32 protein-coding genes are annotated in these 26,190 nt (G+C 68.4%); 6 read left to right on the top strand and 26 right to left on the bottom strand.

Annotated features, from left to right (window positions below; all coding sequences use genetic code 11):
- Nucleotides 1-37: 37 nt before the first annotated feature.
- Nucleotides 38-424: a nitroreductase/quinone reductase family protein gene (locus tag BEMPMBAN_RS09955; protein WP_159230184.1), complete on the bottom strand. Its 387-nt coding sequence runs from the start codon at nt 422-424 to the stop codon at nt 38-40.
- 23 nt (nt 425-447) lie between these two features.
- Between BEMPMBAN_RS09955 and BEMPMBAN_RS09950 the strand changes: the two genes are divergently transcribed.
- Together BEMPMBAN_RS09950 and BEMPMBAN_RS09945 are read left to right on the top strand one after the other, a co-directional pair.
- Nucleotides 448-828, top strand: a complete 381-nt coding sequence (locus BEMPMBAN_RS09950) for a nitroreductase family deazaflavin-dependent oxidoreductase (RefSeq protein WP_159230340.1) — start codon at nt 448-450, stop codon at nt 826-828.
- Nucleotides 829-847: 19 nt separating this feature from the next.
- Nucleotides 848-1,006 carry a hypothetical protein gene (locus BEMPMBAN_RS09945; protein WP_159230183.1) on the top strand — a complete coding sequence of 53 codons (159 nt, stop codon included), beginning with the start codon at nt 848-850 and terminating at the stop codon, nt 1,004-1,006.
- Between the two features lie 36 nt (nt 1,007-1,042).
- Here the strand turns inward: BEMPMBAN_RS09945 and BEMPMBAN_RS09940 are convergent, their stop codons facing one another.
- Nucleotides 1,043-1,711, bottom strand: a complete 669-nt coding sequence (locus tag BEMPMBAN_RS09940; RefSeq protein ID WP_159230182.1) for a TetR/AcrR family transcriptional regulator — start codon at nt 1,709-1,711, stop codon at nt 1,043-1,045.
- Between the two features lie 794 nt (nt 1,712-2,505).
- Between BEMPMBAN_RS09940 and BEMPMBAN_RS09935 the strand changes: the two genes are divergently transcribed.
- On the top strand, nt 2,506-4,461 hold the full coding sequence (locus tag BEMPMBAN_RS09935) for a DUF1254 domain-containing protein (protein ID WP_159230181.1): 1,956 nt from the start codon (nt 2,506-2,508) through the stop codon (nt 4,459-4,461).
- A 10-nt stretch (nt 4,462-4,471) separates the two neighbouring features.
- Here the strand turns inward: BEMPMBAN_RS09935 and BEMPMBAN_RS09930 are convergent, their stop codons facing one another.
- From BEMPMBAN_RS09930 to BEMPMBAN_RS09865, 14 genes are all read right to left on the bottom strand, one after another.
- Nucleotides 4,472-5,833: a cytochrome P450 gene (locus BEMPMBAN_RS09930; RefSeq protein WP_159230180.1), complete on the bottom strand. Its 1,362-nt coding sequence runs from the start codon at nt 5,831-5,833 to the stop codon at nt 4,472-4,474.
- Nucleotides 5,830-6,276: a pyridoxamine 5'-phosphate oxidase family protein gene (locus BEMPMBAN_RS09925; protein WP_425294958.1), complete on the bottom strand. Its 447-nt coding sequence runs from the start codon at nt 6,274-6,276 to the stop codon at nt 5,830-5,832. The genes BEMPMBAN_RS09930 and BEMPMBAN_RS09925 overlap by 4 nt, the downstream gene beginning before the upstream one ends.
- Nucleotides 6,277-6,361: 85 nt before the next feature.
- Nucleotides 6,362-6,631: a hypothetical protein gene (locus BEMPMBAN_RS09920; RefSeq protein ID WP_159230178.1), complete on the bottom strand. Its 270-nt coding sequence runs from the start codon at nt 6,629-6,631 to the stop codon at nt 6,362-6,364.
- A 39-nt stretch (nt 6,632-6,670) separates the two neighbouring features.
- Nucleotides 6,671-7,264 carry a TetR/AcrR family transcriptional regulator gene (locus tag BEMPMBAN_RS09915; RefSeq protein ID WP_159230177.1) on the bottom strand — a complete coding sequence of 198 codons (594 nt, stop codon included), beginning with the start codon at nt 7,262-7,264 and terminating at the stop codon, nt 6,671-6,673.
- A complete protein-coding gene (locus tag BEMPMBAN_RS09910; RefSeq protein ID WP_159230176.1) occupies nt 7,251-8,135 on the bottom strand; it encodes an oxygenase MpaB family protein in 885 nt (294 codons plus the stop codon). The genes BEMPMBAN_RS09915 and BEMPMBAN_RS09910 overlap by 14 nt, the downstream gene beginning before the upstream one ends.
- A 78-nt stretch (nt 8,136-8,213) precedes the next feature.
- On the bottom strand, nt 8,214-8,501 hold the full coding sequence (locus BEMPMBAN_RS09905) for a hypothetical protein (protein WP_159230175.1): 288 nt from the start codon (nt 8,499-8,501) through the stop codon (nt 8,214-8,216).
- Nucleotides 8,498-9,019 carry a transport-regulating membrane protein Mce1N gene (locus tag BEMPMBAN_RS09900; protein WP_234897386.1) on the bottom strand — a complete coding sequence of 174 codons (522 nt, stop codon included), beginning with the start codon at nt 9,017-9,019 and terminating at the stop codon, nt 8,498-8,500. The genes BEMPMBAN_RS09905 and BEMPMBAN_RS09900 overlap by 4 nt, the downstream gene beginning before the upstream one ends.
- The gene (locus BEMPMBAN_RS09895; RefSeq protein ID WP_159230174.1) at nt 9,016-9,411 is read right to left on the bottom strand and encodes a hypothetical protein; all 396 of its coding nucleotides are present in this window, start codon (nt 9,409-9,411) and stop codon (nt 9,016-9,018) included. Before BEMPMBAN_RS09895 ends, BEMPMBAN_RS09900 begins: the two co-directional genes overlap by 4 nt.
- Before the next feature lie 20 nt (nt 9,412-9,431).
- Nucleotides 9,432-9,863, bottom strand: a complete 432-nt coding sequence (locus BEMPMBAN_RS09890) for a hypothetical protein (RefSeq protein ID WP_159230173.1) — start codon at nt 9,861-9,863, stop codon at nt 9,432-9,434.
- The gene (gene hemB / locus BEMPMBAN_RS09885) at nt 9,860-10,840 is read right to left on the bottom strand and encodes a porphobilinogen synthase (RefSeq protein ID WP_159230172.1); all 981 of its coding nucleotides are present in this window, start codon (nt 10,838-10,840) and stop codon (nt 9,860-9,862) included. Before hemB ends, BEMPMBAN_RS09890 begins: the two co-directional genes overlap by 4 nt.
- Nucleotides 10,841-10,861: 21 nt before the next feature.
- Complete coding sequence (locus BEMPMBAN_RS09880) at nt 10,862-12,571, bottom strand: bifunctional uroporphyrinogen-III C-methyltransferase/uroporphyrinogen-III synthase (protein WP_200845931.1); 1,710 nt, start codon at nt 12,569-12,571, stop codon at nt 10,862-10,864.
- Nucleotides 12,568-13,503 (bottom strand): hydroxymethylbilane synthase, encoded by a 936-nt coding sequence (gene hemC / locus BEMPMBAN_RS09875; RefSeq protein WP_159230170.1) that lies wholly within the window; start codon nt 13,501-13,503, stop codon nt 12,568-12,570. The genes BEMPMBAN_RS09880 and hemC overlap by 4 nt, the downstream gene beginning before the upstream one ends.
- A 26-nt stretch (nt 13,504-13,529) precedes the next feature.
- Nucleotides 13,530-14,930: a glutamyl-tRNA reductase gene (locus tag BEMPMBAN_RS09870; protein ID WP_159230169.1), complete on the bottom strand. Its 1,401-nt coding sequence runs from the start codon at nt 14,928-14,930 to the stop codon at nt 13,530-13,532.
- A 90-nt stretch (nt 14,931-15,020) separates the two neighbouring features.
- Nucleotides 15,021-15,275 carry a glutaredoxin family protein gene (locus BEMPMBAN_RS09865; RefSeq protein ID WP_159230168.1) on the bottom strand — a complete coding sequence of 85 codons (255 nt, stop codon included), beginning with the start codon at nt 15,273-15,275 and terminating at the stop codon, nt 15,021-15,023.
- A 39-nt stretch (nt 15,276-15,314) separates the two neighbouring features.
- Here BEMPMBAN_RS09865 and BEMPMBAN_RS09860 point away from each other — a divergent pair, with 39 nt between their 5' ends.
- Nucleotides 15,315-16,217 carry an HAD family hydrolase gene (locus tag BEMPMBAN_RS09860; RefSeq protein ID WP_159230167.1) on the top strand — a complete coding sequence of 301 codons (903 nt, stop codon included), beginning with the start codon at nt 15,315-15,317 and terminating at the stop codon, nt 16,215-16,217.
- Nucleotides 16,218-16,314: 97 nt separating this feature from the next.
- Entirely contained in the window at nt 16,315-16,842 is a 528-nt protein-coding gene (locus tag BEMPMBAN_RS09855) for an FAS1-like dehydratase domain-containing protein (protein WP_159230166.1), read from the top strand.
- Between the two features lie 26 nt (nt 16,843-16,868).
- Here BEMPMBAN_RS09855 and BEMPMBAN_RS09850 read toward each other — a convergent pair whose 3' ends face one another.
- The 9 genes from BEMPMBAN_RS09850 to BEMPMBAN_RS09810 all read right to left on the bottom strand — a co-directional run bounded on the left by BEMPMBAN_RS09850 (nt 16,869) and on the right by BEMPMBAN_RS09810 (nt 24,638).
- Nucleotides 16,869-17,939 carry a lysophospholipid acyltransferase family protein gene (locus BEMPMBAN_RS09850; protein ID WP_159230165.1) on the bottom strand — a complete coding sequence of 357 codons (1,071 nt, stop codon included), beginning with the start codon at nt 17,937-17,939 and terminating at the stop codon, nt 16,869-16,871.
- Nucleotides 17,940-17,978: 39 nt separating this feature from the next.
- A complete protein-coding gene (locus BEMPMBAN_RS09845; RefSeq protein WP_159230164.1) occupies nt 17,979-19,079 on the bottom strand; it encodes an SDR family oxidoreductase in 1,101 nt (366 codons plus the stop codon).
- A gap of 29 nt (nt 19,080-19,108) precedes the next feature.
- Nucleotides 19,109-19,210, bottom strand: coding sequence for a 30S ribosomal protein bS22 (locus BEMPMBAN_RS09840; RefSeq protein WP_003402602.1), 102 nt, complete (start codon nt 19,208-19,210; stop codon nt 19,109-19,111).
- 222 nt (nt 19,211-19,432) lie between these two features.
- Nucleotides 19,433-19,696 (bottom strand): helix-turn-helix domain-containing protein, encoded by a 264-nt coding sequence (locus BEMPMBAN_RS09835; protein WP_159230163.1) that lies wholly within the window; start codon nt 19,694-19,696, stop codon nt 19,433-19,435.
- A 139-nt stretch (nt 19,697-19,835) separates the two neighbouring features.
- On the bottom strand, nt 19,836-20,708 hold the full coding sequence (gene proC / locus BEMPMBAN_RS09830) for a pyrroline-5-carboxylate reductase (protein WP_159230162.1): 873 nt from the start codon (nt 20,706-20,708) through the stop codon (nt 19,836-19,838).
- Nucleotides 20,709-20,751: 43 nt separating this feature from the next.
- Nucleotides 20,752-21,582, bottom strand: coding sequence for a thioesterase family protein (locus tag BEMPMBAN_RS09825; RefSeq protein ID WP_159230161.1), 831 nt, complete (start codon nt 21,580-21,582; stop codon nt 20,752-20,754).
- Nucleotides 21,583-21,599: 17 nt separating this feature from the next.
- Entirely contained in the window at nt 21,600-22,445 is an 846-nt protein-coding gene (locus tag BEMPMBAN_RS09820) for a sugar phosphate isomerase/epimerase family protein (RefSeq protein WP_159230160.1), read from the bottom strand.
- Between the two features lie 39 nt (nt 22,446-22,484).
- Nucleotides 22,485-23,585: an Rv0497 family membrane protein gene (locus BEMPMBAN_RS09815; RefSeq protein WP_159230159.1), complete on the bottom strand. Its 1,101-nt coding sequence runs from the start codon at nt 23,583-23,585 to the stop codon at nt 22,485-22,487.
- Nucleotides 23,586-23,612: 27 nt separating this feature from the next.
- A complete protein-coding gene (locus BEMPMBAN_RS09810; protein WP_200845930.1) occupies nt 23,613-24,638 on the bottom strand; it encodes a Ppx/GppA family phosphatase in 1,026 nt (341 codons plus the stop codon).
- Nucleotides 24,639-24,686: 48 nt separating this feature from the next.
- Between BEMPMBAN_RS09810 and BEMPMBAN_RS09805 the strand changes: the two genes are divergently transcribed.
- Nucleotides 24,687-25,481 (top strand): DUF3109 family protein, encoded by a 795-nt coding sequence (locus BEMPMBAN_RS09805; RefSeq protein ID WP_159230338.1) that lies wholly within the window; start codon nt 24,687-24,689, stop codon nt 25,479-25,481.
- Nucleotides 25,482-25,496: 15 nt separating this feature from the next.
- Here the strand turns inward: BEMPMBAN_RS09805 and regX are convergent, their stop codons facing one another.
- Complete coding sequence (gene regX / locus BEMPMBAN_RS09800; protein WP_159230158.1) at nt 25,497-26,183, bottom strand: two-component sensory transduction protein RegX; 687 nt, start codon at nt 26,181-26,183, stop codon at nt 25,497-25,499.
- Nucleotides 26,184-26,190 lie beyond the last annotated feature (7 nt).

Here is a 26,190-nt window from a genome sequence, read left to right as displayed (position 1 = left end):
GCCGCGCGCCCTGGGTCAACTACAGGGTGTAGTGGTGTCAGTGAAGCGGTGTCAGCGCGAACACCGGGTGATCGGCGTCCTCGGGCAGCTTGCGCCAGTACCCCTCGACCACCCTGCCGGCCCTGGGCTTGTACGCGGCCAGGATGGGCCCTCTCTGGTCCACCGGTACCTCTGCTGCCAGGTACTTCACCGAGCCCACCATGACGTGTGGGTCGGCGCGCACGTTCTTCACCCACTGCGACTCACCGCGGGTGGACACCAGGTACTTCACGCCGTCGACCTCCGGGACCACCACCGGGATCTGCTGTGGCTGCCCGCTGGCCCGCTTCGTGACGGTCAGGGGCTCGCTGTTGCCCACCCCGGTGGCCATCGCGAACCTGTTGAACACGGTCGCCACGAACCACGGGGGCTTGAGATACGCCATGGACAAAGAGTGTGATGGGTCTCATGCAACTCCCGCAATGGCTGGCCCGGTTCAACCGCCACGTCACCAACCCGATCCAACGCATGTGGGCGGGCTGGGCGCCCACCATGGGAATCCTCGAACACATCGGCCGCCGGTCCGGCAAGCACTACCGGACACCGCTGACGGTGTTCAGCACCGCCGACGGGGTGGCGGTGCTGCTCACCTACGGACCGGACCGGGACTGGCTGAAGAACCTCACCGCGGCCGGTGGCGGCACCATGCGCCGCTACGGCAGGACCTTCCCGGTCACCGAGCCGCAGGTGATGAGCCGCGACGAGGCGTCGGCTCACGTCACCGGGATGATGCGACCGGTGTTCGCCCGGCTGCCGTTCGAATCGGCGGTCCTGCTGCGGCGGGGTTGATCCCTGACGACACGAGAACATGACTGATCTCATCGCACCTGTGATCACCCAGGCGGATCCCGGCGGGGTGGCCGGCGTCGGCGCGGGCTTCGGCGGCGTCACCGCCTGGATTATCGCGGCGGCAGTGCTGGTGGTGCTCGCCGCGGTCGCATGGTGGATCGGTGGCGGCAACGCCTGACGCCTGACGCCTGGAGGCGCGCGGCAGTCCGAATCTTCAGCTCTGTGTCCGCGGTTCCTCGGCCATCAGCAACAGCAGGAGTACACGGCGCAGGTCGGAATGTAGTTGGGGTAGTTCGGCCATGCGCCCGGCCCGCACCTTCCGGGCGACGAGTTCGCTGGCCAACGTTGCCGCCGCCACCGCATCCACCTCGCAGGGCTCGCCCTGGACCCCCACTCGGCTACGGAGCACCACGGCGATACGCCGCAGCGCATCGGCGAAGATACTCGCGCGCCGATCCCGCGACGCGAAGGCTCGATCGCCCACGACGAGAATGTCGACGAAGAATGCGCGCGCGCCGCCCGGTCGATCCATCCACCACTGCAGGTACATGTGCAGGCCGGCATCGAAAGCGGCGAGGGGGTCCTCGGCCGTTTCGATCTCGCGCACGTAGCCAGCCAGTAGGTCCCGCAGCTGGTCACCGTGTCGCTCGCAGGTGGCGATGAAGCAATCAGCTTTGTCCTCGAACAGCGCGTAGAACGTGCGGTCGGTGACCCGTGCCCGGCGAACCACCTTGGGCACGCTCGTCGCCACGTAGCCGTTCTCGTTGACCAGTTCCTCCATCGCGATCAGCAGGCGCTCACGTTGCGATTCGAGAACTTCCTGTTTGCTGAGCTTGTGCCGACCGCGGGGCAGCGGCTGCGGCGCGGATTCAGATCCGGCCATCGTTACTCCCGTTCGGCGAACCAGCACCCTGCGCGGGGTACGCGATCACGATCGCAGGCCTTGCCTTTGGACACGTATGCATGTCTAATACTTTCCGTTGAGCCAAGCGCCGCAAGATGTGCCCGCCGCAACAAAGGAAAGAAAGTCAGATGAACGCCGAAACCCCCGGAAGTGCACCGGTAAGCACGGCCCTGTCACCTTCGTCTGAAGCCCCACGTTGGTTGCCTGCAGCTGCTGCTGTGGCGGCTGCGGGTGTCGCGATGGCGATGATCGGCGGCTCGGGGATTGCAAGTGCCTCGCCGGGCGACGATTCCGATGGGCGCAGGGGCGCAGTTTCTCGACCATCCACCAGTAATACCGCGACGGAGCGACCACGCAGATCTGCAGGCAGCGACTCTGATGCCGCGGGGCCCTCCTCGCGCAGCAGAACCGGGCCCGTATCCGGTGCCCGGCTGCGCCAGCCAGCGGTCGACGAATCCGACACCGATGTCGACGCGGCGCCAGTGGCAGACTCCGATGCCGACGAGGAGCCGGCCGCAAAACGCCACAGGGATCGCTCCGGGCGGGACCCGCATTCCGCAGCGGCCGAGGAATCCGCTGAAACCCCGACGTCCGGTGCTGATGACGGCGATTCCGAGCAACCGCCCGCGAAAGATGACCCGTCCACAACAGCAACTCCGGACGAACCTGCAGTCTCGACCACGACCGGTTCCCGCGATGACGGACGCGATGACGCCGACACGGCGCGCCGGCCAACTGCGCAACCCGGGCAAGCAACCGTTGCGGGATCCGACGTGAACGAGCGGCGGCCGGCACGGCTCCGGGATACGGAGACCGAGACCATTCGACCTGCAACCCGCACCGCGGCGATATCCGTCGCCGATACCTCCGCTGAAGTCCACCAGACGCCGCTCGGCGCCGCCTCGGAATCAGCCGTCACGGCAGCGCTGAGCTCCCCCGCCGCGGCCGAACCGGCTCCGGTGACCTACAAGAGCATCGTCGCCGACGTCATGACCTGGATCGGCCTGGGTCGGTTCGCGACGAACCTGCCCGGGCCGGGCTTGCCGGTCCCGCGCGTCCTGGAGTCACTGTGGCTGCTGGTGCGCCAGTCGCAGTACAAGTGGAACAACCAGCGCCCTGCCGCCGACCCGACCGCGTCCACCGAGCTGACCCTCGACGGGGCCGTCGTCGGAGACCTCAACGCCACGGACTACGAAGGCGATCCGCTGACCTACTCCGTGACCGGCGCTCCTACGCACGGCACCGTCGTCGTCGACGACCAGGGCCACTTCACCTACGTGCCCGACGTTCCGGCTGGGTCCGCGGTGGTCGATCAATTCACCATCACCGTCGACGACACCGCCGGAAACCCCCCGCACTACTACGGGCTACTGGGGCTGGCCGGAATACTCCAGGCGCCCACCGTGACCGTGAACGTGGCGGTCACTTCGGCCGGCGACGTCAGCATCGCGCCGCCGCCCAGGCCGCTCGAGGCGGCACTGCTGGCCGCCCAGGCGTACCTCTACGGATACCCGTTACTGGAAACCGAACGCCTGCAGGCCGAAGCGCCGGCAACCAACACCCTGATTGCGTTGACCAGCTATATCGACCCCGACCAGCACCTGGTGGTCGCGCCCAACGTCGACACCCTCTACACACTGGCGTACCTCGATCTCAGCGAGGGCCCGGTGGTGCTGTCGCATCCCGACATGGAGGACCGGTACTTCGTCTTCCAGTTGATGGACCCGTACACCAACGTGGTCGGCTACATCGGCTCGCGGACAACGGGATCGGAGGCCGCGAGTTACGCGATCGTCTGGGAGGACGGCCCGGAAGGCGAGATCCCACCGGACGCGGAGGTCATCGTCGTCCCGTACGCCGACATCTGGCTGCTGGGCCGCACCCTCGCCGGCGACGAAGCCGACCAGCAGGAGGCCGTGGCCTTGATGCGGCAGTACGCCATCACCCCGCCCGGCGGTCCGCAGACCTACCCGATCGAGGACTTCGACACGACCACCTCGGCGCCCCTGCCGACCGGAATCGAGGCGCTGGACGCGATCAGTGCGGCGATGGTGGCCAGCCCGCCCCCGGACAGCGATGCGGAAAAGCTCGCCGAGCTCGTCCGCATCGGTGTCGGACCGGGCCTGGAGGTCTCCGATGCCAACCTCAGCCCGGCGTCCGAATGGGCGGCGCAGGCGGCCGTGCGTACCGTCTCAGCACTCCTGGACCCTCTGGTGAGCATCGCGCAGTACAGCATGGCGGTGCGCAACGACGGCTGGGCCTCGCCCGACCCCGCGATCGGCGACTACGGCACCGACTACCTGCTGCGTGCCGGCGTGGCCAAGATCGGCCTGGGTGCCAACACACCCGAGGAGGCCTACTACGCGACGGCGTTCCTGGACGAGAACCTGCGACGGCTCAACGGGAAGAACTCCTATCAGCTGCACTTCGAGCCCGGCCAGGAACCGCCCGCGGACGCGTTCTGGTCGATCACCGTCTACGACGCCGAAGGCTTCCTGGTGCCCAACGAGCAGGAGATCTACGCCGTCAGCAGCACCGGGTCGGGCAACCTGGTCTACCAGGAGGACGGCTCGATCGACATCGTCTTCTCGCAGGAGGATCCGCAGGACCCGAGTGTCAACTGGATCCCCGTGCCGGATGGTGCTTTCCGGGTGTACCTGCGTGTCTACGACCCGCAGGACGCGGTGCTCGAAGGCGACTGGGTGGTGCCGGGCATCGAGCGGCTGTAGCCCCGACGGCTCAGCCGCGCGGGGTGACCCGGGCCGGGATCGGGCCCCGAGCGACCGTGGTGAACGGCACGTCGACCGGGAAGTCGGCGGCGTGGGACTCGATCCGCAGCGCCCGCACGATCGTCGCCAGTGCCAGCGTGGTCTCGAGTCGGGCGAAGTGCTCGCCGATGCACGGCCGGCCGCCCCCGAGGAACGGCAGGAAGTGCCAGCGGTCACGGGCTTTGACGTTCTCCGGGCTGAACCGGTCCGGGTCGAACCGCTCGGGGTCCGGCCAGATCGCCGGATCGCGGTGCAGCGCATAGATTCCGACCGCGACCAGCGTGCCGGCTTCGATGCGGTAGCCGGCGACGTCGATGTCGTGCAGCGTCATCCGGCCCACCCCCGCGGCGGGCGGACACAACCGCAGCGCCTCGTGGAGGATCTGCGTGGTGTAGCCCAGGCGGGGCACGTCGTCGGGTTCGAGCTGCCGGTCGCCCACCGCGGTAGCCTCGGCCACCACCCGGTCCTGCGCCTCGGGATGGCGGCCGAGCAGCCACAGCGCGTGGGTCAGCGCGGTGGCAGTGGTGTCGTGACCGGCGAGCATGAAGATGAGCAGGTCGTTGCAGATGTCCTCGTCGGACAGCCCCCGGCCGGTTTCCGGATCCGTAGCCGCCATCAGCGCGCGCACCAGCGGGGCGTCCCGGGTGGGGTCGTCCCGGCACGCTTGGAGCATGTCGGCGGTGATCTTCAGCATCGATCTGACGGCGAACTGGGCACGCCGCCGCGCCGGTGTCGGCAACCAGCGCGGCGCCCGGATCGGGCGCAGCGCCCGGTCGGCGGTGTAGGCGGACGCGACGTGCATGTGCTCGGCGATGGCCTCGGCGCTGTCGTTGAGGTCGACACCCAGCACCGAGCGGCCCAGCGACTGCATCGTGATGCGCCGGCACTCCACGTCCAGGTCGACCTCACCGCCGGCGCGCCGGTCCTCCACGAACTCCTCGGCGGCTCGTGACATGTGGCCGCCGAACGACCGCACGTTGTGCTTGGTGAACACCGGCTGCAACGCTCGCTTACGCGGCCGCCACAACTCGTTGGGCAGCACGAACAGGCTGTCGCCGGCCATGTCGCGCACCTCGTCGTGCACGATGCACCGCTCGGAGAGCGCGTCGTTGCGGCCGATCACATCGCGGATGGCGTCCGGCGAGAACACCGCCACGAAGGGCGGGAACAGCCATTTCGGCACCACTTGGATACGGGTGACGGGTCCGCCGGCGGCACGGATGGTCAGCTGACCGGTGTCCAGCGCGCGGACCAGCTTGAGAAGCTGCCGATAGGGCAGCGGGTTTCTCGGAGCCAGCGGCAGCAGGCCGGCCTCGGTGGGGGGCGCGGTCATGACGCGTGCCAGCTCAGCACTTCGCCTGCGCCCTGGGTCATCACCGCACCCGGCATCACCCGGAGCCGATAGGGCGCCAGCCGCAGGACCGCGAACTGCTCGGACGTGGGCCCGTCCTTCCACATCGGGATGACGGCCGGGTCGTACCCGACCGGTTCAGGTCCGGTGGCGAACTTCTCCCACACCGCGGTGCGGGTCTCGTCGTCGGTGTACCACTCGACCAGGCAGTCGGCTGCGCAGGTGTCGTGGTTGGTGGTCCAGTAGCTCACCGACACGTCGGGATGTACGGCCAGGTGCGCCCGCTTCACCGGACTCGGCACCGTCGCGACCCACCCGAACAGATCGGTGCCGTCCCATTCCCAGATCGGATGCAGGATGCGGGAACGCGGTTTGCTGTCGGCATCAACGGTGGCCACCGATGCCCACACGATCGAGTGGGCCATGTCGACGAATGCCGGCGCGATCTGGTCGAGGGGCGTCACGAGAATCCAGCTTAGGGAGGCCGGGGCCTGCCCGCGACCACCGCCGTCAACCCTCGAGTTTCTCCCGGAACTCGTCGGTGTTGCGGTACTGCACGTTGCCTTCTTCGGCGCTGGTCTCGACCTTGCCTTTGTCGTTGTCGTCGACCCAGTCGGTGACGGCCGTGCCGGCGACAGTGCCGCCGGTGCCGGGCAAGGTCGTGGTCGGCTGGTCGTCGGGGTTGTTCTCGGCGACCTTACGGGCTTTTTCCTTGTGCGCGTCGGTCACCTCGGGTTTCTCGGTGAGTTGCTGGCTGTTGCCCTCAGATTCCTGTTCCATGCGGTGCGGGCTGCCCAAAACTGTGATCTGCAAAACACCTCAGGCCGGCACGCTCCGCAGCGCCGCAGGCAGGCTCGGCAAAAAATGCCGACGCGCGAATTCCCGGATGTCGTCGGCGGTGTCCAACGGTTGGGTGCTGGGCAGCAGCAGCACCATTGCGGCGTAACGCAGGATGCAGTCCGCGAGTTCATCGACGGCCTCGGCGCCGATCCGCTCGGCGAAACCCGGCGGAAAGATCGTCCGCAGCGCTTCGGCCATCCGCTCGATCGCCGCGCGGTGATAGCGCCCGGCCAACTCCAGCACCAGGCCGGGCTCGTCGGTGATCACCTGGTGCAGCACCCGGTGCCCGCGGAATTTCAGGATCGACAGCGTGAACGCTTCGACGTAGTAATTCGACTGCGGCCCAGAATTTTTGAGTTCGACTGCGATGTCGGCGAACAGCCGGACGTTCTCCCGCTCGACGACCGCGCCGACTAGTTCGTCCTTGTTGGCGAAGCGCCGGTAGATGGTGGTGCGGCTGACGCCGGCGCGGCGCGCGACGTCGTCGAGCGCGACCCGACGGAAGCCATGGCGTTCGAACTCGACGACGGCGGCGTCGAGGATCTGTTCGGTGGCCCCGTCAGGACCGGGCATAACCCTTGACCGCGTAACCGCTGTAGCGCACCCGCATCGGCAGATGGTCCCAGATCCAGTTCACCGGGCGCGACCGCCACAGCGCAGCGAATCGCTGGTAGCGGCGCTCCTGCTTGTCGGTCCACGGAAGCTGCAGCAGCTCGCGCGCCCGCGGCGGCAGCCCGCCGGTGGTCAGGAACGCGGCCAGCGGGTTGAAGACGGGTTCGACCAGCCGCCACACCAGCGGGTGCACCGCCTTGGGCTTCGGGAATCCCTTGGTGACGTAGCCGACGCCGTACTTCGCGGTGGGGTGCGCGACGACGACCTGGTCCATGATCCGGTTCCAGTACTGCACGAACTCGGCGTAGGTCGCCGGCATCGGTCGGTCGCTGACGCCGTAGCGGCGGTACCACGTCTTCGATTCGAGCCAGATCTGCTCCCGCTCGGCGTCGGTCAGCCGCTTCACGAACGTGTCGGCGAAGTAGTAGACCTGCTCGACGAACGTGGCGTGCGCCCAGAAGTAGGTGTCGGGGTCCAGCGCGTGGTAGCGACCGACCACCTCACCGTCGGGGCCGGGCAGGTCACCCTTGACGTGGTGGTGGAAGTCGCGGACCTGCTGGCCGGCGTTCTCGTCGTCGGAGCCGTAGACGGTGTTGAAGATCGGCGGGATGGTGCGCCGCAGCCGCTCGGCAGTGTCGGCAAAGAACGTCGAGTGGTCGTACACACCCTGGCCGAGTTCGGCCAGCATGTTCTGCAGTACCGCAGGCCGCGGGCCGATCAGATACATCCGGTTGTCGCCGAAGTACCGCCAGACCAGCGACTGCGGGCCCAGCGGCAGCGCCTCGGGCACCGGGCTGTCGAGGTGTCCGCTCTTGTCCGCCAACTCGGTCATCCGCACAGTGTTACAGATTTTGCACTTTGTACCAAGGGCTTGTGGTGAGGCCCACACGGCATGCCCGCGAGAGTGAACCTACGGCTGTGGATTGGGTGCTGGTAGCGACCCGGAATGATATTTCGCGGGGGAAGCGCCCCGGCGCAGCCGACTCACGCCCAGCACGGCGAGCACCCCGGCGGCCGTCGCGAGCAGCAACGACAGCGTGAGCAGCGGCGGGTAGTAGACCACCGATGCCGTCGCCGGCTCTCCCTCGAGCACCGGTGCGACCACGACCTCCGAGCTCGCCGCCAGCCAGCTGAACACACAGGCCACGGCCGCGCCGCCGGCCAGCAACAACTCCAGCACCGCGCGCCGCGACCTCACGACTTCGACTCCGGCGGGATGCGCTCCTCGAGCAGATTGGTCAGCGCTTCCCGCAGGTGGTGGTGCTTGCGCGCCCACGCCTGGGCCGTGCGGTCGTTGGACAACCGCACACCGATGCCGGTGCGTCCCCGCGGCACTCCGGTGAGCTCGCCGAGCGCCCGCGCGTACTGCCATTTCGGCGTCTCCGCGCCGGTGGCTTCCGGATAGATCCGCACGATTTCGTCGGTGAGCGTGGTCTCGGTGCCCTGCCGCAACTTGTGCGCCGTCAGTTCCACCGAGGTGTGGATCCGGGCCGCCTTGACCTGGATCGCCAGGAACCCGGAGACCAGCACGAAGAACAGGCCGGGCACGAACCACTGGATGCCGTAACCGGCCGACAACTGGATCAGCATCATCGCGATCCCAGCGGCGGGACCGGCCAGCAGCCACAGCCAGCTGGCGCCGGGTTCGGAGAACAGCACGACCTGGGTGGGTTCGCCGCCGGCTGAGCTGTCGGCATCGGGGCCGTTCAAGGTCACTCGCGCCCCTCCTGCTCATAGAAGGCGCGTGCGTCCGGACGGGTCAGCAAGATCGCTCCGGCGGCCGTCGGGATCATCACTATCAGCCAGACCCCGCCCCGCGACACCAAGGTGAACATCACCAGCAGCACCACCAGTCCGAGTGCGAGCCCGAGCGCCGCACGCCGGAAACCTGGATGACCGTTGCGCATCTTGCCCGCGAAGAATCCCAGCACCAGACCGGACACCGCAAAGAGGATCCCGAAGCCGCGCAGGAAGAGCGGGATGTCCCCGCGGGTGGATCCGAGCAGCAGACCGAATGCCACCAGCAGAATCCCGGCGAGCAGCCAGCACCAGTACGCGATGTCGACCAGACGCGGCCGCGTCGGCGGCACGGGCGATGGGTCGGTCATGGTCGGGTCAGCCTAGCGAATCAGCGGGTGAAGAACTCGTGGGCGTCCTTGCGATGCAGCAGGAACACCCCGCCGGCGATGAGCACCGAGCCGATGATCACCGGACCGGCGTAGGCCAGCGCCGCGAACGCATGGCGGTCAGCGGTGAACAGGCTGGACGCCGAGAACACCACGGCGGCGATAGCACCGCCGGTCAGCACCGTGCGTACCCACCGGTATCCCTGCCTCATCAGGACGAGGAACGTCGCGACGACGACGGTGATGACGAACAGGATCACCAGGGAGAACGCCACCACCGGTCCGGGCAGGCGCTCGGATGCGGTGAACATGTCGACGACATAGCCGGTCACCATCAACGGCAGCGCCACCACCCACAGCCAGAACCCGGTGTCGACATCGGGTGGCCGGGTGGGGGATGACCCGGCCGGTCTGGTCTCCGGCGGTTCGGTCACGTCAACCAGCCGGCGGCATCGACGGCCCAGTAGGTGAGCACGATGTCGGCGCCGGCGCGACGGATTCCGGTCAGCGTCTCCAGCGCGACGGTGCGCAGGTCGATCCAGCCGTTGGCCGCCGCGGCGCTGATCATCGAGTACTCGCCGGACACCTGGTAGGCGGCCACCGGCACCGGCGAGATGTCGGCGGCGGCGCGGACCACGTCGAGGTAGGCCATCGCGGGTTTGACCATGACGATGTCGGCACCCTCGTCGAGGTCGAGCTCCACCTCGTGGACCGCCTCGCGCGCGTTGCCCGGGTCCTGCTGGTAGGTGCGACGGTCGCCCTCCAGGCTGGAGGCCACCGCTTCCCGGAACGGCCCGTAGAAGCCCGAGGCGAACTTCGCGGCGTAGGCCAGGACCGCGGTGTCGGAGTGCCCGGCGGCGTCGAGGCCGTCGCGGATGGCGGCGACCTGCCCGTCCATCATGCCGCTCGGCCCGACGACGTGGGCACCTGAATGAGCCTGTGCCACAGCGAGTTCGACATAACGACGGTTGGTGGCGTCATTGTCTACTCTGCCGACCCGGTCCACTATTCCGCAATGGCCGTGATCGGTGAATTCGTCGAGGCAGGTGTCGGCCATCAGCACCGTGTCATCGCCGAGGTCGGTGGCGAGATCCCGCAGCGCGACGTTGAGGATGCCGTCAGGATCGGTGCCTGCGGTGCCCTCGGGATCTTTGTCCTCGTCGCGCGGCACCCCGAACAGCATCAACCCGCCGACCCCTGCCGCCACCGCGTCGGCGGCAGCACGGCGCAGCGACTCGCGGGTGTGCTGCACCACGCCGGGCATGGACGATATCGGCCGGGGCTCGGTGATCCCGTCGGCGACGAACATCGGCAGCACAAGATGCCTCGGCTCGAGTGAAGTCTGCGCGACCAGCCGGCGCATCGCCGGGGTGGACCTCAGTCTCCGTGGGCGGTGGCGCGGAAAAGGCATGTGAAGCTGTCCCTTCCCGAACTACCGGCGCCGGCTCTTCTTCCGCGGCGGCGGCAGTGCCCCCTCGGCGCGCAGCCGGGCGGCGTGCTCGGCCAGCGCCTCCACCAACGGACCCACCGCGGCCACTTCCGGCTGCACGTCGACGCGCAGACCGAATTCCGCCGCGGTTTCCGCGGTCTTGGGCCCGATGCAGGCAACGATGGTACGGGCGTGCGGCTTTCCGGCGATACCGACGAGGTTGCGCACCGTCGAACTCGACGTGAAGCAGACCGCGTCGAACCCGCCGGTCTTGATCATCTCGCGGGTGTGCGCCGGCGGCGGCGCGGCTCGCACCGTGCGGTACGCGGTGACATCCTCGATCTCCCAACCACGTTCGCGAAGGCCTTCGGCCAGCGTTTCCGTGGCGATGTCGGCCCGGGGCAACAGCACCCGGTTGACCGGATCAAAAACGTCGTCGTACGGCGGGAATTCATCGAGCAGGCCGAGCGAGCTCTGCTCACCGCTGGGCACCAGCTCCGGGTTGATGCCGAAGGCACGGACCCGGTCGGCGGTGGCCTGGCCGACGCAGGCGATCTTGACCCCGGAGAAGGCGCGGGCGTCGAGTCCGAACTCGTTGAACTTCTCCCACACCGCGCGCACCGCGTTGGTGGAGGTGAACACCACCCACTGGAACCGGCCGTCCACCAGCCCCTTTACGGCCCTTTCCATCTGGGCCGGGCTGCGCGGCGGCTCGACCGCGATCGTCGGCACCTCGATGGGCAGCGCGCCGTGTCCGACGAGCCGGTCGCTCATCTCACCGGCCTGGTCCTTGGTGCGGGGCACCAGCACGGTCCACCCGTAGAGGGCCCGGCTCTCCCACCAGTTCAGCTTGGCGCGGTTGGCGACCGTCCGTCCGATCGTCACGACCAGGGCGCCCGCAGTCGCCGCGGGCAGCCCGTCGGGACCCGTGCCGGCCAGGACGGACTTGTCCATCAGGCCCGCCAGCGTGGTCTCGACGGAGCGCTGCTGGCAGGTGGTGCCGTTGGCGGTCACCACTGTCGGCGTGTTGTCGGCGAGGCCGTACTCGATCAGCGTGCGCGCCGCCTCGGGCAGATGAGAGGCCGTGGCGTGCAGGATCAGCGGTCCCGGTGCGGCGGCCAACGCCGCCCAGTCGACGTCGCCGCGCACGTCGGCAACCGTGTGCGCCGAGCCCAGCGGCAGTCCCGCGTAGGTGGGCACCGCGGTCGTGTCGGGCAGTCCGGGGACGATCTCGAAGGTCAGCTGGGTGCGCGCCAGCGCGTTCACCTCGGTGATCACCGCATCGATCGACAGCGGGTCACCCGCGACCAGCCGTACGACGTCCACGCCCGTGCGCGCTTCGGTGACCAGGATCTTGGCGACCTCGGCCGGGTCACCCAGCGCGGGCCGGACATCGGGGCCCCCCGGGATCACCGGAGACGGGTCCGGCTCGGCCGTCGGTTTGGCGGCGTCCCCGGACGTGTCGGCAGCGCCGGACGTCTTGGCCGGCTGCTCCGTGGCGGCCGGCAGCGGGCCCGACGGCGGTGGCAGCTCGCACCCGACGAGGGCGAGCACCGCCTCGGGCACGTCAGGGTCGGTGAAAACCAAGGCGGCGTTGGCCAACACGGTGCGGGCACGTGCCGTCAGCAGACCCGGGTCCCCGGGCCCGGAGCCGACGAACGTGATGCGGCCGGGCTTGCCCTTGCGCCCTCGCAGGCTCATCTGGCGAGTCATCCTTCTCTCCCGCGTTCGTCCAACAGATCGCGTGCCCCCAGCTCGAACAACTCCGCGGCCACCGAGAGCCCAAGCTCTCGTGCCCGACCGGGTGTCCCGATACCGGACGCACGGATCACATCGGATCCGTTCAGCGTCGCCACGCAGCCGCGCAGCGACAGCTCTTCGAAGACTCGGCCGTCCTCATCGATCGACTCGACCACCTCTGCGATCGCGCCCACCGGTGCGGAGCACCCCGCCTCCAGTTCGGCCAGCAGGGCTCGCTCTGCGGTGACCGATGCCCGGGTGTCGGCGTCGTCCAAATCCGCCAACAGTTCCGCAAGCGCCGTGTCACCGGCACGGCACTCGACTGCCAACGCACCCTGAGCCGGCGCCGGCAACATCTGTACCGGTTCCAGCGTCTCGGTGACAGCGTCGAGACGACCGATGCGGGCCAATCCCGCCCGGGCCACCACGACGGCGTCGAGATCACCGCTGCTTACCCTGTTCAACCTGGTATCTAGGTTGCCTCGTAGGGGGCGGATTTCCAAACCGAGACCCAGTGCTCTAAGCTGCGCGGCCCGCCGGGGGGACGACGTCCCGATCACCGACCCGGTCGGCAACTCCCCGAGCACCATCCCGTCGCGCGCCACCAGAGCGTCACGGGCGTCCGCGCGCACCGGAATCGCCGGAATCACGAAGCGCGGATCGGTGGCCGTGGGCAAATCTTTGTAGGAGTGCACGGCGATGTCGACGGTGCGGTCGGCGATGGCTTCCCGTAGCGCCGCGGTGAACACTCCGACGCCGATGTCGGCGATCGGTGCGGCGGAGCGGTCACCGGCGGTGGACACGATGACCAACTCGGCGGCGTGCCCGCGGTCGATCAATGCGTCTCGGACGACACCGGCCTGGGTTGTCGCCAGAAGGCTTCCCCGGGTCCCAATACGGATCACTTAGTGGCTTTCGGGGTGCAGGAATGTTACTCGGTCTGGTCGAGATCTGTTGCTGTGGTGTCGAATTCATCACCGGCAGCGACCGGTGCGAATTCGGCTCCACCGCCGACGAGAGGCAGTTCACCGGCTGCGACGGCGTCGACGGCCTGTTGGTCGAGTTCGAACAGTTCGCGCAGCGCCTCGGCGTAACTGTCGCCACCCGGTGCGCTGGCCAATTGTTTGACCCGCACCGTCGGCGCGTGCAGGAGCTTGTCGACGACGCGGCGCACCGTCCTGGCCACCTCGTCGCGGTGGGCTGTGTCCAATCCTGGCAACCTGTTGTCCAGCCGCAGCAGTTCGGCCTCGACCACGTCGGCGGCCCGCTGCCGCAGCGCGGTCACAGTGGGGGTCACCTCGGCCATCCGCTGTCCGGCCAGGTAATTGGCTACCTCGGCGGCGACGATGGTGCGGGCCGCCTCGGCGTCGGAGGCGGCAGCGCGGGCCGACGGCTCCCGCTGGATCCGGTCCATGTCGACCAGCGAGACGCCCGGCAACCCGGCAACAGCAGGGTCGACGTCGCGGGGCATCCCGAGGTCACACACCACCAGTTGCTTGCGCTCCTGGCCGTGGGCCAGGCCGCGGTGCACATCGGCAAGTGACACCACCGGCCGCACCGCACCGGTGCAGGAGACGACGAGGTCGGCATCCGCGAGCAGCGGGGGCAGATGGTCGAACGGGAACGCGTGGGCGTCGACGCCCTGCTCACGCAGGATCTGCACCAGTCGCTCGGCTCGCGGAAGCGTGCGGTTCACCACGTGAACCCGGCCGATGCCTGCGCGGACCAGGTGCGCTGCGGACAACGCGCCCATGGATCCGGCACCGATGACGGTCGCGGACCTCCCTGCCAGCCCGCCGGGGAGTTTGGCCTCGGCCAGGTCGAGCGCCACCGAGACCACCGAGGCCCCCGCAGCGTCGATCCCAGTTTCGGAGTGCACCCGTTTGCCCACCGACAGTGCCCGCTGCGACAGCTCGTGCAGCGTGCGGCCGACGGTGTGGTTGGCCTCCGCGGAGGCATAGGCCCGCCGGACCTGGCCGAGCACCTGCTGTTCACCGATGACCGCGGAGTCCAGTCCACTGGCCACGGCGAACAGATGCTCGACGGCGGCTTCGGCGTAGCGGACGTAGGCGTACTTGGTCAGATCGTGAAGCGACATCCCGGAGTGGTCGGAGAGCACCTGCCCGATCACGGAGAGTCCGCCGTGGAACGCGTCGACCACGGCGTAGACCTCGACGCGGTTGCACGTGGAGAGCACCATGGCTTCGGTGACCAGCGACGATTGGAGCACCTGGTCGACGATCTTGGCTTGATCGGACTCGTCGGTGCTCAGTTGCTCGAGGACCGACACCGGCGCGCTGCGGTGCGAAACCCCGAAAAGCAATACGCTCATGGCTCCCTCACCACGCTGACCACGCGTTCAACGGTAGTCGTTAACCAGCTGGGCTACCAAATTTGCCCGATCCGTCGCCGAGGCGCCGACTCACCTCACGAGGTCGGCCCGCAGCCTGGTCTCGTCGACCTCCCAGTAACTGTGTTCGGCCCCGTCGAGCAGCACCACCGGCAGCCGGTCACCGAACTCCGCCCGCAGTGTGGTGTCACCGGTGGCCGCGGCCGCGTCGACATCGGTCACGGTGAGAACGAAGCCCAATTCGCCGGCCAGCTGCGCCAGCTGGGCCGCCGCGGCCACACACATCGGGCAACCCTGACGGGTCAGCAACTCCACCTGCCGGTCCACCACGTCAGTATCACCATCCGGTGTCCTAATCTGGTAGTCGTGTCCGGTACCGGGGGATCTGATTTCGGGTTAGACAGTCCCGAACAGCAACTCGCGGGCCAGGCCAGCGCGCAGGTCGCCGCGGACGGGCTCCTCGAGCCGGACGTCACGCCGGCCCCTCCTCCACCGCCGCCGGACCTGACCGCAGCGGCGTTCTTCGACGTCGACAACACCCTGGTGCACGGCTCGTCTCTGGTGCATTTCGCCCGTGGGCTGGCCGCCCGGGAGTACTTCACCTATTCCGACCTGGCACGATTCGCGCTGGCGCAGGCGAAATTCCAGCTCACCGGGCGGGAGAGCAGCGAAGACGTGGCCGCGGGCCGGCGCAAGGCGCTGGCCTTCATCGAGGGCCGGTCCACCGCCGAACTGATCGCGCTCGGCGAGGACATCTACGACGAGATCATCGCCGACAAGATCTGGCCGGGAACCCGGGCGCTGGCCCAGATGCACCTCGATGCGGGCCAGCAGGTCTGGTTGGTCACCGCGACGCCGTACGAGCTGGCGTCGACGATCGCCCGGCGGCTCGGGCTGACCGGCGCGCTGGGGACCGTCGCCGAGTCGGTGGACGGCGTGTTCACCGGCAGGTTGGTCGGCGACATCCTGCACGGAACCGGCAAGGCGCACGCGGTGCGGTCGCTGGCCATCCGCGAGGGCCTCAATCTGCGGCGCTGCACCGCGTACTCCGACAGCTTCAACGACGTGCCGATGCTGTCGCTGGTCGGGACCGCGGTGGCGATCAACCCGGATGCCGACCTACGGGATCTGGCCCGCCAGCGGGGCTGGGAGATCCGCGATTTCCGCACCGCCAGGAAGGCCGCCCGGATCGGGGTGCCTTCGGCGCTGGCGTTGGGCGCCGTCGGCGGTGCGCTGGCGGCGGCGGTGTCACGCCGCGACAAGGTGTGACGGCCGCCGAGTGCGCGCTGATAGGCTCGCGCCGCCACCTGAGCAACGGAGAAGACCGCAGCGCACGAGTCAAAGCGAGGAGCGAAGCGGATCGCGCATGAGTATCGCTGAGAGCATCATCGGAACCCACTACCGGTATCCGGACTATTTCGAGGTCAACCGCGAGAAGATCCGCGAGTTCGCCCGTGCCGTGAAAGACGACCATCCCGCGCACTTCGAGGAGGAGGCGGCCAAGGAGTGCGGCTACGACGCGTTGGTCGCGTCGCTGACGTTCATGGCGGTCGCGGGCCGGCGAGTCCAGCAGGAGATCTTCAACCAGTTCGACCTACCGATCAACATGCAGCGGGTACTGCACCGCGATCAGAAGTTGATCTTCCACCGGCCCATCCTGGCCGGCGACAAGCTGTGGTTCGACTCCTACCTGGACTCGGTCACCGAATCGCACGGCGCGGTGCTCACCGAGATCCGCGGGGAGGTGACCGACGACGACGGGAACCCGGTGGTCACCAGCATCGTCACCGTCATGGGCGAGGCCGCCCACGACGACGAGGCCGACGAGATCACCGCGAAGGTCACCGCCGGGCGCGAGGCGGCGCTGTCGAAGTTCGTCGCGGGTCAGAAGTAACAGCTGGTCAGAAGTAGCCCGGCTACCTACCCCAGGAACATGTTGCGGCGATTCGCCAACAGCTGATACAGCGTCTGCTGAATGGTCTCGCGTACCTGATCGGTCAGCTCGAAGGTGACCATCGGATCGTCGGCCGCCGACTCGTCGTAGTCGGCGGTGTCGATGGGCTCACCGAACTGGATGTACCACTTCGACGGCAACGGCATCACGCCCAGCGGCCCGGCCAACGGGAACAGCGGCGTGATCGGGAAATACGGCAGGCCCAGCAGCCGCGCCAACAACTTGACGTCGGCGATCATCGGGTAGATCTCCTCGGAGCCGACGATCGAGCAGGGCACGATCGGCGCTTTCGTCCGCAGCGCCGCCGAGACGAACCCGCCACGGCCGAACCGCTGCAGCTTGTAGCGGTCCTTGAAATGCTTTCCCAGGCCCTTGTACCCCTCGGGGAAGACTGCCGTGAGTTCGCCGGCGGCCAACAAGCGGTGCGCGTCGTCCGTGCAGGCCATGGTGTGGCCGGCCTTGCGCGCGGCCTGACCGACCATCGGCATGTCGAAGACCATGTCGGCGGCCAACAGGCGCAGATCCCGGTGCGCGGGGTGCTGGTCGCGCACCGCCACCGACGTCATCAGCCCGTCGAACGGCAACACGCCTGCGTGGTTGGCCACCACCAGGGCCGCCCCGGACTCCGGTAGGTTCTCGATCCCACTGACCTCGACGCGGAACCAGGAGTTGAAGAACACTCTCAGCAAAGGCAGGACGATCGCGTCGTTGAGGTGGGGATCGAAGCCGAACTCATCGACGTCGTAGTCGCCCGTCATCCGCTTGCGGACAAAATCCCCGGCGGCGGCGATGCGCCTGGCGAGCTCGTTGGGCGTCCCGTCGTCGGCGGGCGACCCCGCCGCGGCACCGCGACGCTGGTCGATCTCGCGCACCACGGCGGCGATCTGTTCGGCCGAAGCGCGGTTGCCCGGCTCGGACATCAGCGAGGGATGGCGGCGCGAACTGTCGACCCGCTCGGCGGCAGCACGGCGCGCAGCCGCGCCGCGTCCCGAACTCGAGTGCAGCGGAATCACTTTCGCTTTTGGCTCGCCCGCCACCGGCATATCCTCTCCCCACCCTGCTCTAAGTAGTGCAGTCTAGCGCCCCCAGCGCTGCGCCGCCGCCACCGCGCGATCCTCGACCGACCGCACCCAGCGGGGATCGACGATGGGTGTCAGCCCCCGGCCGCGCACGTAATCGTCGAACGCCTCGGCGGTGGTCCACTTGGTGGCGTAACCGAGCTCGCTGCGCATCCTCGTGGTGTCCATGACCCGGCCGTAGCTCAGATAATCGAGTTGCTCACGATCCAGTTCCGAGTTGCGGGCAGCGCGCCATAGCGAATCCACCGCCACCAGAGCCGGACGCGGGACCGGCAGCGCCAGGCGGCCCGACCTGCGGATGGCTTGGCTCATCATGATGATGCCCGACGCGCCGATGTTGAAGGTGCCCGCTTTGCCGGCCACGGTTGCCCGCTCGAGCGCGCCGAGCGCGTCCTGTTCGTGCAGCAGTTGCAGGCGGGAGTCGTGGCCGATGACCGTGGGCACCACCGGACCGGCGAGATACCGCGACAGCGCCGTGTCCATGGCGGGCCCGATCATGTTGGCCAGCCGCAGGATGGTCACCGCGATGTCGGGCCTGCGCCGTCCCAGCCCCCGGGCGTAGCCCTCGATGTCGATGCTGTCGCGGGCGAACCCGTCACCCGGCGGCCTGCGCCGGCTGCTGGCCTCGGTGAAGAACACCGGGTCGCGGGCGCTGGAGCCGTACACCTCCGACGTCGACTTGAGGATCACCCGGCGCACCGAGGGCGCCTTCTGGCAGGCCGCGAACAGCTGGATCGCGCCCATCACGTTCAGTTCCTTGAGGGTGGCCCTGCCGCCGGAGCGGGGAGAGTAGGACGCGGCGGCGGCATGCACCACGGTGTCGACGTCGCCGTTGCGGATGACCTTGGCGATGAACGGGTTTCTGATGTCGGCCCGGACGAACTCCGCGCGGCCCATCCGCCGGAGCAGGTCCTTGCTCGGAGCGATCGCGTCGACCGCGATCACATGATTGATCAGCGGGTTCTGCGCCAGCCGCGCGGTCAGATAGCCACCGAGGAACCGGCAGGCGCCGGTGACCAGCACGACTTTCGGATAGTTCAGTGCGTCCCTGGGGTCCGATCCGTCGGAGTTGCCCCCGGAACGACCCGCAGAGTCCATCGGGACAGCCTAGCGACCGGCCGGAGGGCCTACTTGCCCAGTTTTCTGCGCTGCACCCGGGTGCGACGAAGCAGCTTGCGGTGCTTCTTCTTCGACATGCGCTTGCGCCGCTTCTTGATGACAGAACCCATGAACTCCGCTACCTAAGATCGTTTTGAAGAACCTCTGCGACATCGAACTCCGCCGATGTCAGTCTCGAACGGCCACCTTACCCGCGAGCCCAGCGCGGATGAAATCCACCTTTGCCGCCGCGTCCGGAGGCCGGCCGCGAGAATGTCCCGGCAGACGCCTGTCGGCGGTCCGCGACGGACGACGAACCCGTCAGCCGGCGTCCGCGACGGACGACGAACCCGTCAGCCGGCGTCGAAGTAGGAACTCTCCAGCATGTCGTGGACCGCCTTGGCATGCACGCGGAACGAGCGACCCACGCGGACCGCAGGCAGCTCGCCGTTGTGCACTAGGCGGTACACCGTCATCTTGCTGACCCGCATCAGACTTGCCACCTCGGCAACGGTCAGAAATTGAGCTCGAGGCGGTTGGCCTTCGGTCTGCCCGGCGTCGCGCGCCGCCTTCCCGCTGGCGGAATCCCGCGCCGACGGCCCGTTCATAGACGTCATCGCAACCCAATCCATCAGGCACAGGCAGTTCCAGCGGCTTCCCCACCGCTGGCACCGACCCGTGCTTACCACTGGGAGAATAGCGTGGCAGGTGGGGTTACTGCGACGGGTGTGGGCTAATCAATTCGAAATTGGTTAACTACTGCGGTGTAATTCCGAGCTGTTCAGAGCGGGTTTTGGCAGCTTCGACCGCGTTGGCGACCGCTGCCCGCAAGCCGCCTCGCTCGAGTTCACGCAGCCCAGCGGCGGTGGTGCCGCCCGGTGAGGTGACCGTGGCCCGCAGCTGAGCCGCCGACGTGTTCACCGCCACCCCCGTCGCCGAATCCTGGTTCGGTGCGGCGTCGTCGAGCCGCTCCAGCAGCATCGCGGCCGATCCGGCCATCGTCTGCACCGCCAGCTCGGTGGCCACCGACCGGGGCAGGCCCGCGTCCACGGCCGCGTCGACAAGCGCTTCCACCATCAGGAAGAAGTAGGCCGGACCGGAACCGGAGACCGCGGTGACGGCATCGAGCTGCGACTCAGCCACCGTGAGCACGCCGCCCACCGCATCGAAGAGCGACGAGACCTCCTTGAGGTGCTCGGGTGTCGCGAACCGGCCCGGTGCGAGCGCGCTGACTCCGCCGCCGACCAGCATCGGCGCGTTCGGCATGACCCGGATCACCGGAGAGCCGGCGGGCAGCTTGTTCTCGTAGTAGGCGGCCGTGACGCCCGCGGCGACCGTGACGAACACCTGCTCGGCGGCCTCGGTCTCGGCCTTCGCGGCGGTGTCGGCGATGTCGCCGATGACGTTCTCCACGTCGGTCGGCTTGACCGCGACGACGACGTAGGTGGCGGCGTCGACGGCGTCGGCGACCGTCGTCACGAGCACGGAGTACTTCTCCGACAGATACTTCGCGCGACCTGGGTCCCGCTCCGCCACAACCAGGTCCTTGACCTGCTTGCCGGCCCGCAGCAGCCCCGCCAGGAGCGCCTCGCCGATACTGCCACCGCCGATGATCGCGATTCTGGGCATGCCGCAAAGCATCGCACGACGGCGGGTCGGTCCGCCCCTCGGCTCAGCCCCCGGCAGCAGGGACCAACGCCAGCTGGCGACTCTGCACGATGATGCGGCCTTCGCAGTCGACCACGATGTGGTCCTCGTCGAACCAGTCCTGACCGATCTGGGTCGTCGTGCACATCACCCGCAGCCAGCCGTCGGCCGGGCGGGCCCGCAGATAGGCCGTCAGCTGGACCGTCGGCGCCCAGCCGAACCTGTTGACCCCGAACGTCACCGGGGCCGACACGTCCCCGCACAGCAGCGCGAACAGGACGTCGGGGGCCACTCCCTTGGGCCGCACCCAGTACTCGATGAGCGGCGGGCCGCCGTCCGACCGCGGGGTGAACGTGGTCAGCGACGGCCTGATGTCGCAGCCGTGCGCCAGGTGGACGATGTCGGCCATCGGGTGCCCGGGGCCGATGGGCTCCAGGCCAGGGGGCGGATCCGGCGTCATCAGCGCCAGCACCGGGTTCACCGACAGCAACGGCGGCACGTGCTGCTCGGGGGCACCCATCGTGATGGCGGCGCGCAGGGCGGTTCGGCCCTGCTGGTTCAGCTCGACGTCGACCAGGCTGACCCGGCGGCCGCGCTTGCGCACCGTGGTGACCACCTCCATGGGGCCCGGATCCGGCGCCCACAGGAAACTCCCCGACACCGCGATCGGTTCTGCGCCGTCGGCGCGGTCCATTCCGGTGAGTTCGGCGCGGGCCGCGTTGGCACACAGCGCCAGCATCGCCCCGCCGTGGACCTTCGGCCCGATTGTCCAGTGCTCGTTGAGCACACCCCCGTACACGCCGTCGCCGGCGGAGCTCAGCGCCATCGCGTCGGTGAACAGGGTGGAACCGGTCATGTGGCGTCCTAAGGGGGTCAGCGCAGCAGGTGCGCCCTGGCGAACTGCAGCGACTCGGCGAGCAACGCCTCCCGTTCGGCGGCGGTGCGCGCGCCGGAGGTCGTCACCTCGAGGATGACATGGCCGGCGAAGTCGCTCGCAGCCAGCGTCTCGCAGATCTCCACGGTCGGCTGGGTGCCGTGCCCGGGCACCAGATGCTCGTCGGTCGAGGCGCCGCTGCCGTCGCACAGGTGCAGATGCACCAGCCCCTCGCCCATCCGGCGGGCCATGTCCACGGCGTCGGTGCCCGCGGTCGCGGTGTGCGACAGGTCCAGCGTGTAGTGGGCGTGCCCGCCGTCGAGGGGGTCGTAGGACGGTGCGAACGCCGAGATCCCCGGGCCCGGGTTACCGCCCCGCTTGCGCATCCGCTCGATGGACGTCTGTCCGGCGCCGAAGAACCGGTCGGCGCGGAACGGGAACATGTTCTCCACCGCGACCACCACGTCGCTTCCGGCCTCGAGCTCGGCGACCTGGTCGGCGAAGCCCTCGGCGTAGCGACGCTGCCAGCGAAACGGCGGGTGGACCACGACGGTCTGCGCTGCGAGCTGCTCGGCGGCCCGCACGCTGCGTTCCAGCTTGGGGATCGGGTTGGCGCCCCACACCCGCTGCGAGATCAGCAGACAGGGAGCGTGCACCGACAGCACCGGCACCTCATAGCGCTCCGAGAGCGCCGCGACAGCGTCGATATCCTGGCTCACCGATTCCGCCCAGACCATCAGCTCGACACCGTCGTAGCCCAGTCGGGCGGCGTACTCGAACGCAGCCTCGGTCCGCAACGGGTAAACCGAGGCCGTGGAGAGTCCGACCTTGATGGCAGGGCGCACAGTGGCTGTATCCGGAATCTTCTTGACCAGGCCGGGCCGTCAGCCCGACTGCAGCAACGCCAACGGGCCGAGTGTGACCAGGGCCCCGACCGCCACCGCGATCAGCGTGCTTCCGATGTCCTCGGTCTTGCGCACCACCCGCACTCCGACCACCAGTCCGAGGATCACCAGCACCGACAACACCAGGGCGACGATGTTGTTCCACTTCCAGAGCTGGTCGAAGGCGACGAACAGGCCGGCCCCGAACACCACCGCGACGACGCTCTGCCCGACGATCCACAGGCCGTGCACGAACGGCGACATCCGGCGCGGCTCATCGTGCTCCTCGTCCTCGTCGTCGAGGTCGGTGTCGCCGGCGGCCGGGCGGGTCCCGCGCCGGGCGATGTCGTCGGCGACGGTCTGGCCGCCGAACAGCGGCTCCTGGGTGGACCGCAGGTAGGACGGCAGCTCGTCGACGTCCTCGTCGAGGGCGCCGTCATCCAGGGCGCTGTCGTCCAGGGCTCTGTCGTCCAGGGCTCTGTCATCAAACGTTGCATCGTCGAACTCGTCTGCCCCGGACTCCCCCGGGGAGTCGAGCAGGTCGGTCTGCACATCGTCGTCGGGCGGGTCCGGGCTCATCTGCTCGGCATCAACAGCCGCCGGGGAACCGGCGTCGTCAATCGATTCGGGTTCGGCTTCGCGATGCTCCAGATGGGCCGCGTACTCGGCGACCACGTCGGCATAGTCGCGGTCGGTGTCTTCGGCCTCGTCGGTGTCTTCGGCCTGATGGGCGTCTTCGGCCCGGTCGGTGTCCTCGGCCTGATCGGTGGCGTCGGCCTGATCGGTGGCGTCGGCCTGGTCGACGTCCGCTTCCGGCTCGACGACGCCGTTGGTCGACGGCACTTCAGGGGCTTCAGGGGCCTCGGTGCGGTCGTCGACCTGATCTTCTACCGCAGCGGACGCGGTGACGGGTTCGTCGTCGGTGGGCCGGATGATGGGGATCTCACCGGTGAGCTCGGCAACGGTGACGGCGTCGGCGTTGCCACGCCGACGGCGGCGCCGGCCACCGACCGGAGGTGCGCCGATCGTGCCGTTCTTGGCCAGCAGCTCGGCGACCGAGATCGGCCGGGTAGCGCTGTTGCTGTCATCTGATCCAGTCATCGCCTGTCGCCTTCGAGCCTCGTTGCTTCACCGTCCAGCATTACGTAAGGACATTCCTCGTGAGGCCGATTCTCCTGCGCCGCCGACGTCGGCGGATTCGCCGGCACCGCCGACCAGAGCGGTTCCGTCCGCTTCGCTGTCGAGTTTCCGCAGAATCAGTCCCTCCCGCAACGCCCAGGGGCAGATGTCGACGCTCTCGATCCCGAGGGCCTTCATGCTCGCCTCAGCCACCAGCGCGCCTGCGACGATCTGCGGCGCCCGATCGGCACTCACCCCTTCCAGTTCCGCACGGTCGGACGCGGTCATCCTAGAGATGAAATTTATGAGTTGCCGAAGACCCGCAGCGGTCAGCGTTCGCTTGACCCGCGGACCGGCGCCCGACGGCGCCGCACCCGTGAGCCGGGCCAGCGACCGGAACGTCTTCGAGGTCGCCACCGCCAGGTCGGGACTTCCCGCCTCGGCGATCGTCAACCCGGCCTCGGAAAGCTCGTTGGCCAGCCAGTCACGCAGCATGGCGACCCGCCGGCGGCCCGGCGGATCGTCGGGCAGCCACTCCCGCGTCAGCCGGCCCGCGCCGAGCGGCAGCGACAGCGCGACGTCGGGCTCTTCGTCGACACCGCTGGACAGTTCCAGCGAGCCGCCGCCGATGTCGATGTTGGTGATCCGCCCGGCGCTCCAGCCATACCAGCGGCGCACCGCCAGGAATGTCAGCCGGGACTCGTCGACACCACTGAGCACGCGCAACGCCACACCGGCCTCGGCCCTCACCCGGGCCAGCACGTCCTCGGAGTTCCTCGCATCACGCACCGCGGAGGTGGCGAACGCCATCAACTCCGAACATCCGGAACTGGCAGCGATCCTGGCGAATTCGTCGATGGTCCCGATCAGCTTGTCCGCACCCCGGCGGGTGATCTTGCCCGAGCTGTCGGTGGCCTCGGCCAGGCGCAGCGAGGCCTTGGTCGAACTCATCGGGGTCGGGTGGCCGCCGCGGCGCGCATCCACCACCAGAAGATGAACGGTATTGCTGCCCACGTCGAGCACGCCTAATCGCACTCACCCAACCTAATGGGTCTACCGTGGAAAACCGTGAGCGCGTCCGCGATGAGCCCTCGGGCGAACAGCAATCAGCAGAAGCCCGGTGAGGTCGAGCAGGATTTCGCCCGGGAATGGGTGGAGTTCTACGACCCCGACAATCCAGAACATCTGATCGCCGCAGACATGACCTGGCTGCTGTCCCGCTGGACCTGCGTGTTCGGCACCCCGGCCTGCCAGGGCACCGTCGAGGGCAGACCCGATGACGGATGCTGTTCACACGGGGCGTTTCTGTCCGATGACGATGACCGCGCCCAGCTCGACGACGCGGTCAAACTGCTCACCGACGAGGACTGGCAGTATCGCGAGAAAGGCCTGGGCAAGAAGGGCTATCTCGAAATGGACAGCTACGACGACAAGCCGACCCTGCGCACCCGAAAGTACAAGGGCGCCTGCATCTTCCTCAACCGTCCGGGCTGGCCCGCGGGTATCGGCTGTGCGCTGCACACCAAGGCCCTCAAGATCGGCGTGGAACCGCTGACCCTCAAGCCCGAAGTCTGTTGGCAGCTGCCGATCCGGCGCACCCAGGAATGGGTCACCCGCCCCGACGGCAGCGAGATCCTCAAGACGTGGATCACCGAGTACGACCGGCGCGGATGGGGCGAGGGCGGCGCCGATCTGCACTGGTACTGCACCGGCGATCCGGCGGCCCACGTCGGCGCCAAGCCGGTCTGGCAGTCCTACGCCCCCGAGCTCACCGAACTGCTCGGCGAGAAGACCTACGCGGAGCTGGCCGCAATGTGCAAGCGCCGCAGCAGTTTAGGTCTCATCGCCATCCATCCCGCAACCCGCGCCGCCGAATAGCGAGGCAGCGGCGGCTCAGCCTTCCAGCTTGTAGCCCAGGCCGCGCACCGTGACCAGATGCACCGGATTGGCCGGATCCGCTTCGATCTTGCTGCGCAGCCGCTTGACGTGGACGTCCAGCGTCTTGGTGTCACCGACATAGTCCGCACCCCACACCCGGTCGATGAGCTGACCGCGGGTGAGCACCCGGCCGCTGTTGCGCATCAGATACTCGAGCAGATCGAATTCCTTGAGCGGCAACGTGATCGCGGTACCGTTGACGCTGACCACATGGCGTTCCACATCCATGCGCACCGGTCCGGCCTCCAGCACCCCGTCGGCTATCCCGATCTCGTCGGCGTCGGCGCCACGTCGCAGCACCGCGCGGATCCGGGCGATCAACTCCCGCGCGGAGTACGGCTTGGTGACGTAATCGTCGGCGCCGAGCTCCAGTCCGACGACCTTGTCGATCTCACTGTCGCGGGCAGTCACCATGATCACCGGGACGCTGGAGCGCGACCGCAGTTGCTTGCAGACGTCGGTGCCGCTCATGCCGGGCAACATCAGATCGAGAAGGACGATGTCGGCGCCCGCGCGGTCGAATTCTGCCAGGGCCGACGGTCCGTCGGCCACCACGGTCGCCTCGAAGCCCTCCTTGCGGAGCAGAAACGCCAGTGGGTCGGCCAGGGACTCCTCGTCCTCCACGATCAGCACGCTGGTCATCGATGTA

The organism is Mycolicibacterium austroafricanum (assembly GCF_902705885.1).
Classification (GTDB): domain Bacteria; phylum Actinomycetota; class Actinomycetes; order Mycobacteriales; family Mycobacteriaceae; genus Mycobacterium; species Mycobacterium vanbaalenii_A.
This window is presented reverse-complemented; position numbering and strand designations above follow the sequence as displayed.

Bases quoted from the DNA above. Each gene is read 5' to 3' on its own strand.
- BEMPMBAN_RS09950 (WP_159230340.1), top strand. From the start codon at position 448: ATGCAACTCCCGCAATGGCTGGCCCGGTTCAACCGCCACGTCACCAAC.
- BEMPMBAN_RS09845 (WP_159230164.1), bottom strand. From the start codon at position 19,079: ATGGACTCTGCGGGTCGTTCCGGGGGCAACTCCGACGGATCGGACCCC.
- regX (WP_159230158.1), bottom strand. From the start codon at position 26,183: ATGACCAGCGTGCTGATCGTGGAGGACGAGGAGTCCCTGGCCGACCCA.
- BEMPMBAN_RS09940 (WP_159230182.1), bottom strand. From the start codon at position 1,711: ATGGCCGGATCTGAATCCGCGCCGCAGCCGCTGCCCCGCGGTCGGCAC.
- hemB (WP_159230172.1), bottom strand. From the start codon at position 10,840: ATGCCTTTTCCGCGCCACCGCCCACGGAGACTGAGGTCCACCCCGGCG.
- BEMPMBAN_RS09945 (WP_159230183.1), top strand. From the start codon at position 848: ATGACTGATCTCATCGCACCTGTGATCACCCAGGCGGATCCCGGCGGG.
- BEMPMBAN_RS09825 (WP_159230161.1), bottom strand. From the start codon at position 21,582: ATGACCGGTTCCACCCTGTTCACCGACGCGATGGCGCTGAGCTCCGCC.
- BEMPMBAN_RS09925 (WP_425294958.1), bottom strand. From the start codon at position 6,276: ATGGCCCACTCGATCGTGTGGGCATCGGTGGCCACCGTTGATGCCGAC.
- BEMPMBAN_RS09895 (WP_159230174.1), bottom strand. From the start codon at position 9,411: ATGACCGACCCATCGCCCGTGCCGCCGACGCGGCCGCGTCTGGTCGAC.
- BEMPMBAN_RS09870 (WP_159230169.1), bottom strand. From the start codon at position 14,930: ATGAGCGTATTGCTTTTCGGGGTTTCGCACCGCAGCGCGCCGGTGTCG.
- BEMPMBAN_RS09915 (WP_159230177.1), bottom strand. From the start codon at position 7,264: ATGCCCGGTCCTGACGGGGCCACCGAACAGATCCTCGACGCCGCCGTC.
- BEMPMBAN_RS09920 (WP_159230178.1), bottom strand. From the start codon at position 6,631: ATGGAACAGGAATCTGAGGGCAACAGCCAGCAACTCACCGAGAAACCC.
- proC (WP_159230162.1), bottom strand. From the start codon at position 20,708: ATGCCCAGAATCGCGATCATCGGCGGTGGCAGTATCGGCGAGGCGCTC.
- BEMPMBAN_RS09855 (WP_159230166.1), top strand. From the start codon at position 16,315: ATGAGTATCGCTGAGAGCATCATCGGAACCCACTACCGGTATCCGGAC.
- BEMPMBAN_RS09835 (WP_159230163.1), bottom strand. From the start codon at position 19,696: ATGACGTCTATGAACGGGCCGTCGGCGCGGGATTCCGCCAGCGGGAAG.
- BEMPMBAN_RS09910 (WP_159230176.1), bottom strand. From the start codon at position 8,135: ATGACCGAGTTGGCGGACAAGAGCGGACACCTCGACAGCCCGGTGCCC.
- BEMPMBAN_RS09815 (WP_159230159.1), bottom strand. From the start codon at position 23,585: ATGACTGGATCAGATGACAGCAACAGCGCTACCCGGCCGATCTCGGTC.
- BEMPMBAN_RS09930 (WP_159230180.1), bottom strand. From the start codon at position 5,833: ATGACCGCGCCCCCCACCGAGGCCGGCCTGCTGCCGCTGGCTCCGAGA.
- BEMPMBAN_RS09955 (WP_159230184.1), bottom strand. From the start codon at position 424: ATGGCGTATCTCAAGCCCCCGTGGTTCGTGGCGACCGTGTTCAACAGG.
- BEMPMBAN_RS09880 (WP_200845931.1), bottom strand. From the start codon at position 12,571: ATGACTCGCCAGATGAGCCTGCGAGGGCGCAAGGGCAAGCCCGGCCGC.
- BEMPMBAN_RS09840 (WP_003402602.1), bottom strand. From the start codon at position 19,210: ATGGGTTCTGTCATCAAGAAGCGGCGCAAGCGCATGTCGAAGAAGAAG.
- BEMPMBAN_RS09805 (WP_159230338.1), top strand. From the start codon at position 24,687: ATGAGCCCTCGGGCGAACAGCAATCAGCAGAAGCCCGGTGAGGTCGAG.